Genomic DNA, 6,972 nt, shown 5'->3' with positions numbered 1-6,972 from the left:
GGGCAAGCCCGCTCCCACTGGTTGCCATGTGAGAGCAACTGTCAGGTTCAAATTTGACAGCCAGCTAAATCCTTGTGGGAGCGGGCTTGCCCGCGAAAAGAACCCCACCATTCTCGAACCTTCCCCCAACCTCGATAAATGGCCCCCCACGCACGGCGTCATTGCACCAGACGCAATCGTGCGACCTGCTACCATCGCGTTTCCCACACTCGCCACGGAAAACGGCCATGCAACTCCCGGACATGAACCTGCTTGTCGCCCTCGATGCCCTGCTCGACGAGGGCAGTGTGGTGGGCGCTGCGCAGCGCATGAACCTGAGTCCGGCGGCGATGAGCCGTACACTGGGACGCATCCGCGACGCGCTGGGCGACCCGATTCTGGTGCGCGCCGGGCGCGGCCTGGTGCCGACACCCCGCGCGCTGGCCCTGCGTGACCAGGTGCGGGCGCTGGTCGAGCAGGCCGGGCTGGTGTTCAACAGCGGCGAGGACGTCGACCTGCCGAACCTGGAGCGCGCTTTCAACATCCGCACCAATGACCTGTTCGTCGCCCTGTATGGCGCGCGCCTGCTGCACATGATGCTGGCCGAGGCACCGCGCACGGTGCTGCGTTTCGTGCCGGAAGCCCATGGCGATGACGACCTCGTGCTGCGCCACGGGCAGATCGACCTGGTGGTGAGTTCGAGCATCGAACTGGGGCCGGAGATCAAGGTGCAGCATCTGTTCGATACGCACTTCGTGGGCCTGGCGCGGGACGACCATCCGATCTTCGACGCGCCGATCACCCCCGAGCGCTTCGCTCGCTATCCACAGATCAGCGTGTCGCGGCGCGGGCGGGCCAACGGGCCGATCGACGTGGAGCTGAGCAACTACAAATTGCAGCGGCGGGTGTCGCTGATCACCCCGAGTTTCCACTCGGCGATGTTCTCCCTGCCGGATTCGGACCTGATCCTGCCGATGCCGGCGAATATCCTCGGCAATGTGCTGAAGTTCGGGCTGCCGCTGCGCTCGTTCGAGATTCCGGTGGAGTTGGAGAAGGTGCGGGTGATGCAGGCCTGGCATCCACGCTTCGACAATGACCCGGCGCATCGGTGGCTGCGGCGCACGCTGAAGGCGTGTTGCGGGACCGAGCCTTGAGGCCGGCAGTGAAAGCGGATTGCGTCTGGCGCAATATAAAGCTGCCAACAAGTCAGTTTTCGTAAGCATTGCCCGCCCCTAGACTTCCCACAGCTGAAAAATGTTGCTGGAGATGTCTAGAAATGAGTTCCCTGAGCGCACCCGCCGCTGCACTCGCTGCCGCCCCGGTGGCTGCTGCGCCCGCGCAGACGCCATTCGGCCTGCGCGTGGTGGTGGGGTTGTTCGGTGTGTTGCTGGCGGTGCTTTGCGCCGGGCTCAACGAGGCGGTGACGAAGATTTCCCTGGCCGATATCCGCGGCGCCATGGGCATCGGTGCCGACGAGGGGGCCTGGCTGGTGGCGGTGTATGCCGCTGCATCGGTTTCGGCCATGGCCTTCGCACCTTGGCTGGCCACCACCTTCTCGCTGCGTCGCTTCACCATGACAGCCATTGGCCTGTTCGCCGTGCTGGGCCTGGTCCAGCCCTTGGCCCCCAACCTGCATAGCCTGATGCTGCTGCGCGTGCTCCAGGGCTTTGCCTCGGGGGCATTGCCGCCGATGCTGATGAGCGTGGCGCTGCGCTTCCTGCCGCCGAACATCAAGGTCTATGGCCTGGCCTGCTATGCCCTGACCGCCACGTTCGGGCCGAACCTCGGCACGCCACTGGCGGGCCTGTGGACCGAATATGTCGGCTGGCAGTGGGCGTTCTGGCAGATCATCCTGCCCTCGGCACTGGCGATCATCTGCGTCGGTTGGGGCCTGCCGCAGGACCCGCTGCGCCTGGAGCGCTTCAGGCAGTTCGACTGGCGCGGCGTGCTGCTGGGGTTGCCGGCCATCAGCAGCATCGTGCTGGGTCTGTCGCTGGGTGATCGCTGGGGCTGGTTCGATTCGTCCTTGATCTGCTGGCTGCTGGGCGGTGGCCTGCTGTTGCTGGTGCTGTTCATGTACAACGAATGGTCCGAGCCCTTGCCGTTCTTCCAGTTGCGCATGTTGTCGCGGCGCAACCTGAGCTTCGCCCTGGTGACCCTGGCCGGCGTGCTGGTGGTAGTGTCGGGCGTGGGTAGCATTCCTTCGGCGTACCTGGCGCAGATCCAGGGCTATCGCCCGGCGCAGACCAGCCCGCTGATGATGCTGGTGGCCATGCCGCAATTGATCGCGCTGCCGCTCACCGCAGCGCTGTGCAATATCCGCGCGGTGGACTGCCGCTGGGTACTGGCGAGCGGGCTGGCGATGCTGGCGGCCTCGTGCGTGGGCAGCAGCCTGCTCACCAGCGAATGGATCCGCGGTGATTTCTACCCGTACTACCTGCTGCAGGTGTTCGGCCAGCCGATGGCGGTGCTGCCACTGCTGATGCTCTCGACCAACGGCATGACCCCGCAGGAAGGCCCGTTCGCGTCCGCCTGGTTCAACACCGTGAAGGGCCTGGCGGCAGTGATCGCCACCGGGCTGCTCGATGTCCTGGGCACCCTGCGCAGGCATTTTCATTCCAACCATCTGGTCGACAGCCTGGGCAATGCGCCACTGCTCGACGACGGCGCGGCGAACCTGGCCAGGCGCCTTCACGAACAGGCCCTGGTACTGACCTCGGCAGACCTTTACCTGGTGATGGCCTGCATCGCCGTGGCCCTGATCTGCCTGATTCCCTTTGTGCCTACCCGGGTCTATCCGCCCCGTGCGGTGGCCTGACCCTGTAGTTCGAGACAAATGACATGACCCAAGCACGCAAGACAGTTTTCATCGGCTCAGTACTCGCCGTGGCCGTCCTCGCCGCCATCGTCGGCCCCTGGATGTTCGGCAGCGACCACCGCCAGAGCACCAACGACGCCTACGTCACCGCCGACTACACCGTGGTCGCGCCGAAGGTGGCAGGCTTCATCAAGCAGGTGCTGGTCGAGGACAACCAGCAGGTCAAGGCCGGCCAGTTGCTGGCGACCATCGACGCCCGCGACTACCAGGCCGCACTGGATGCCGCCCAGGCCCAATTGCTGGTGGCCAAGGCGCAGGCCATCGATGCCCGCGCCACCCTCGAGCGCCAGGCGGCGCTGATCGCCCAGGCCGAAGCCGCGGTGAAGGCGGCGCAGGCCGAGGCCGGTTTCGCCGACCATGAAGTGACGCGCTACAGCCGCCTGGCCGAGCAGGGCGCCGGCACCGTGCAGAACGCCCAGCAGGCGCGCAGCCGGGTCGACCAGGCCCGCGCGCGACTCGCCAACACCCAGGCGGCACTGGTGGCCACGCGCAAGCAGGTGGACATCCTCCAGGCCCAGGTCGCCAGCGCCGATGGCCAACTCAAGCGCGCCGAAGCCGGCGTGGAAAAAGCCGAGCTGGACCTCTCCTACACCCGCATCACCGCGCCGGTGGACGGCATGGTCGGCGAACGCGCGCTGCGTGTGGGCGCCTACGTCAATCCAGGCGCACGGCTGCTGTCGGTGGTGCCACTGCAACAGGCCTATGTGGTCGGCAACTTCCAGGAAACCCAACTGACCCATGTGCAGCCCGGCCAGCCGGTGCGCATCAGTGTCGATACCTTCTCCGGCGAGACCCTGCACGGGCATGTCGAGAGCATCGCGCCGGCCACCGGCGTCACCTTCGCCGCGGTGAAGCCGGACAACGCGACCGGCAACTTCACCAAGGTGGTGCAGCGTATTCCGGTAAGGATCGTCTTCGATGATGGGCAGCCTTTGCTCGAGCGTCTTCGTGTGGGCATGTCGGTGGAGGCGACCATCGATACCCAGGGCGACACCCTGGCCGGCAAAGAGGTGACTGCGCGATGAAAGCCCATCCAGCCATTGCGGCAACCGCTTCCACAGTGCTGCTCGCCGCGCTGTTGGCCGGCTGCACCCTCGGCCCGGATTTCCAGCGCCCCGACAGCCAGGCGCCGCAGCAGTGGAACGCCCTGCAGGGCGAGCAGGCGGCGAGCCAGCCTGTGGCAGAGCCGCTGCAACTGCGCTGGTGGGACAGCTTTCATGATGCGCGGCTGAGTGCGTTGATCGAGCAGGTCGCAGCGCGCAACCTCGATCTGCAGATCGCCAGCGCACGCCTGCTGCAGAGCCGGGCGCTGCGCAGTACCGTCGCCGCCGACGAGCTGCCGTCGGTGGATGTCAACGCGGGCTACAGCCGCGCGCGCAACAGCGCCGAAGGGCTGAGCGACCCGTCCGGCAAGGCGGGCAAGTCGGCGTTCAATCTGTGGCAGGGCGATCTTGTAGCGGGTTGGGAGTTGGACTTCTGGGGGCGGGTGCGGCGCCAGGTCGAGGCGGCCGATGCCAGTGTCGAGGTGGCCGAGAATGACCGCAATGGCGTGCTGCTGGCGCTGCTCGCCGAGACTGCGGGTGACTACATCCAGTTGCGCGCGGTGCAGCACACCCTCAAGGTCACCGAGGATAATCTGAAGGTTGCCCGGCACAGCCTGAAGTTGTCCGAGGACCGCCAGGCCGAGGGTGTCGCCACTCGCCTCGACGTCGCCCAGGCCAATGCCCAGGTGGCGTCCATCGAAGCGCGCCTGCCAACCTTGCAGGCGCGTCGCGATGACCTGATCAATGCCCTGAGCCTGCTGGCGGCCGAGCCGCCGCGCAGCCTGCAGGCCACCTTGCTGGACGCTGGCGCGTTGCCGGCGCCGGAGCAGAAGTTCGCCATCGGCGTGCCTTCGCAGCTGGCCGAGCGCCGCCCGGATATCCGCCAGGCAGAAGCCCGCCTGCATGCCGCCACCGCGAGCATCGGCGTGGCCAAGGCGGATTTCTACCCCAGCATCCGCTTGTCCGGGAGTGCCGGCTTCCAATCGATGCAGCTGGCTGATTTCGGCAATTGGGATTCGCGGCGCTTCGCCTTCGGACCGCAGTTGTCGTTGCCGATCTTCGAAGGCGGCCGCCTGAAAGGCACGCTCCAGTTGCGTGAGGCGCAGCAGCAGGAGGCGGCGCTGAACTACCGCAAGGTGGTGCTGGGCGCCTGGCATGAGATCGACGATGTGCTGCGCTTGTACAACGCCAGCCAACTGCGCCGTGACCATTTGGCCGAGGCGGTGCGGCAGAACCGCATTGCCCTGGAAACGGCGCAGCGTCAGTACGTGGAAGGGGCGGTGGACTTTCTCAACGTGCTGACCGTGCAGTCGGCACTGTTGGCCAGCGAAGAGCAGTGGATCGACAGCTCGGCGGCGGTTTCGCAGGCGCTGGTGGGGCTGTACAAGGCGCTTGGGGGCGGCTGGCAGGCGTTCGACAAGGTTTGAGACGGGTGGTGGATTCTTCGCGGGCAAGCCCGCTCCCACAGGACGGACAGCACCGATTCTGTACTTGTGGGAGCGGGCTTGCCCGCGAAGAATCCACCACCGCTTCAAAGCGGCCGCAACAACCCGAAGCGCTTGCGCAACACCTTGTCCAGCAACCGCTGCGGCAGCAGCCGTGCCATCAACGGCAAGGCGGTGCTGCCATTGCCCAGCCTCACCAGCGCCGGTGTCGGCGTCTTGCGTGTGGCTCCCAGCAATCCCTGGGCAAAGGTCGCCGCTGGGGTCGGCCTGTCCTGCGAGGCGCGAGCCCTGGCCTGCACCTGCTCGCGCAACGGCCACCACGGCGAATCCGCTGCCAGTACCTGTTCGGCTTCGTGCTGTGCATTGCTGGCGAACTGCGAAGCGATCGCCCCGGGCTGCACTTCCATCACCCGGATCCCGAACGGTGCCAGCTCCAGGCGCAGGGCGTCGCTGAGCGCATGCACGGCGGCCTTCGAGGCACAGTAGGCCCCGGCGAAGGGCGTGACCAGGACCCCGGACACGCTGCCGATGTTCACCACCAGGCCTTTGGAGCGGCGCAGCAGCGGGAACAGGGCGCGGGTCACGCCGACCAGCGAGAAGACATTGGTTTCGAACTGGCGCTGCAGGGCTTCGACGCCGCCGTCGAGCAGCGGGCCCATGGCGCCGTAGCCGGCGTTGTTGATCAGGATGTCGAGTTCTGGCAACTGCTCGGCCAGCAGTGTCAGGGCCTGAGGGTCGTTGACGTCCAGTTGCCGGGCGACGAAGCCAGCGCCGGCAAGGCGCTCGACATCTTCAGCTTTGCGGGCGGTGGCCCAGACCTGGTGGCCGGCATCGCGGAAGGTATCGGCCAGGGCGCGGCCGATGCCGCTGGAACAACCGGTGATAAGAACGGTGGGCATGGTCAGGGTCTGCTGTCAGGTGGGACGTACAGCGTCTGCGCCGGCCTCTTCGCGGGCAAGCCCGCTCCCACAGGTACTGCACAATTCCTCAGGCTGTGGGAGCGGGCTTGCCCGCGAAAAGGCCGGTGCAGGCGCCCGGTCAATTGGCAAATGTACCTTGCAGGTGCTCGGCACGAAACTCCAGGGTCTGCGCACGGTAGCCAGAGCGCAGCGGTGGCAATGGCAGGCAGTCTGTCCATTCGGCACCCGGCTGCAGCTCACCGGGCCCGCGATAGCGCGGCGCGGCATAGGTGTTTTCGGCAAGGTTGACCGTATCGCCCGGGGTGTAGGCGGCAACCCGCCAGCGCAGCTCGGTGAGCGGCGCCTTGTTGCCGTTTTTCATTCGTACTTGCAGCGCCCGGTCGGCGGGGCATTGATCGGGCGCATAGCTCAGGCGCAGATCGAGACGGGCCAGTTGCGAGGCTTCGCGGCTGTCCTGCCAGACCACGAACAGTGCGACCAGGCCCAGGCCGCACACGGCGGCCATGGAAATCGGCAGGGCCTTGGCCGGGTAGCGCAGTAGCAGGACCAGCCAGGTGAGGATGAGAAAGGCGCCGATGATCATGAGGGTGCAGGCCTTGGTTGGGCGGTTCGATCATCGTAGCGGGAAATGACGCATGGCTCAAAAACGCCATCGCGGGACAAGTGGGCGCCGGGCGGCCCCCCGGGGCCGATTTACAGGGAGATAA

The 6,972-nt window shown here is 66.4% G+C and carries 6 protein-coding genes; 4 read left to right on the top strand and 2 right to left on the bottom strand.

Annotation, left to right across the window (positions count from 1 at the left end; all coding sequences use genetic code 11):
* The first annotated feature begins 227 nt into the window (after positions 1-227).
* The 4 genes from IAE40_RS25495 to IAE40_RS25480 all read left to right on the top strand — a co-directional run bounded on the left by IAE40_RS25495 (position 228) and on the right by IAE40_RS25480 (position 5,327).
* Positions 228-1,133, top strand: a complete 906-nt coding sequence (locus IAE40_RS25495; RefSeq protein ID WP_065864143.1) for a LysR family transcriptional regulator — start codon at positions 228-230, stop codon at positions 1,131-1,133.
* A gap of 122 nt (positions 1,134-1,255) precedes the next feature.
* Positions 1,256-2,797 (top strand): MFS transporter, encoded by a 1,542-nt coding sequence (locus IAE40_RS25490; protein ID WP_200604067.1) that lies wholly within the window; start codon positions 1,256-1,258, stop codon positions 2,795-2,797.
* Positions 2,798-2,820: 23 nt separating this feature from the next.
* Entirely contained in the window at positions 2,821-3,882 is a 1,062-nt protein-coding gene (locus IAE40_RS25485; RefSeq protein ID WP_063546044.1) for an HlyD family secretion protein, read from the top strand.
* Entirely contained in the window at positions 3,879-5,327 is a 1,449-nt protein-coding gene (locus IAE40_RS25480) for an efflux transporter outer membrane subunit (protein ID WP_200604066.1), read from the top strand. The genes IAE40_RS25485 and IAE40_RS25480 overlap by 4 nt, the downstream gene beginning before the upstream one ends.
* Positions 5,328-5,431: 104 nt before the next feature.
* Here the strand turns inward: IAE40_RS25480 and IAE40_RS25475 are convergent, their stop codons facing one another.
* Both IAE40_RS25475 and IAE40_RS25470 read right to left on the bottom strand, forming a co-directional pair.
* Positions 5,432-6,244 carry an SDR family oxidoreductase gene (locus tag IAE40_RS25475; RefSeq protein ID WP_200604065.1) on the bottom strand — a complete coding sequence of 271 codons (813 nt, stop codon included), beginning with the start codon at positions 6,242-6,244 and terminating at the stop codon, positions 5,432-5,434.
* A 139-nt stretch (positions 6,245-6,383) separates the two neighbouring features.
* Complete coding sequence (locus tag IAE40_RS25470) at positions 6,384-6,848, bottom strand: multidrug transporter (protein WP_153773210.1); 465 nt, start codon at positions 6,846-6,848, stop codon at positions 6,384-6,386.
* Between the last annotated feature and the right edge of the window lie 124 nt (positions 6,849-6,972).

This window comes from Pseudomonas sp. S44 (assembly GCF_016624805.1).
GTDB classification, from domain to species: Bacteria; Pseudomonadota; Gammaproteobacteria; order Pseudomonadales; family Pseudomonadaceae; genus Aquipseudomonas; species Aquipseudomonas machongensis.
Note: the sequence above shows the minus strand (reverse complement) of the source record. Positions and strands in the feature narration are given on the sequence as shown.

Coding starts and splice junctions, on each gene's coding strand:
- IAE40_RS25475 (WP_200604065.1), bottom strand. CDS start 6,244: ATGCCCACCGTTCTTATCACCGGTTGTTCCAGCGGCATCGGCCGCGCC.
- IAE40_RS25470 (WP_153773210.1), bottom strand. CDS start 6,848: ATGATCATCGGCGCCTTTCTCATCCTCACCTGGCTGGTCCTGCTACTG.
- IAE40_RS25495 (WP_065864143.1), top strand. CDS start 228: ATGCAACTCCCGGACATGAACCTGCTTGTCGCCCTCGATGCCCTGCTC.
- IAE40_RS25490 (WP_200604067.1), top strand. CDS start 1,256: ATGAGTTCCCTGAGCGCACCCGCCGCTGCACTCGCTGCCGCCCCGGTG.
- IAE40_RS25485 (WP_063546044.1), top strand. CDS start 2,821: ATGACCCAAGCACGCAAGACAGTTTTCATCGGCTCAGTACTCGCCGTG.
- IAE40_RS25480 (WP_200604066.1), top strand. CDS start 3,879: ATGAAAGCCCATCCAGCCATTGCGGCAACCGCTTCCACAGTGCTGCTC.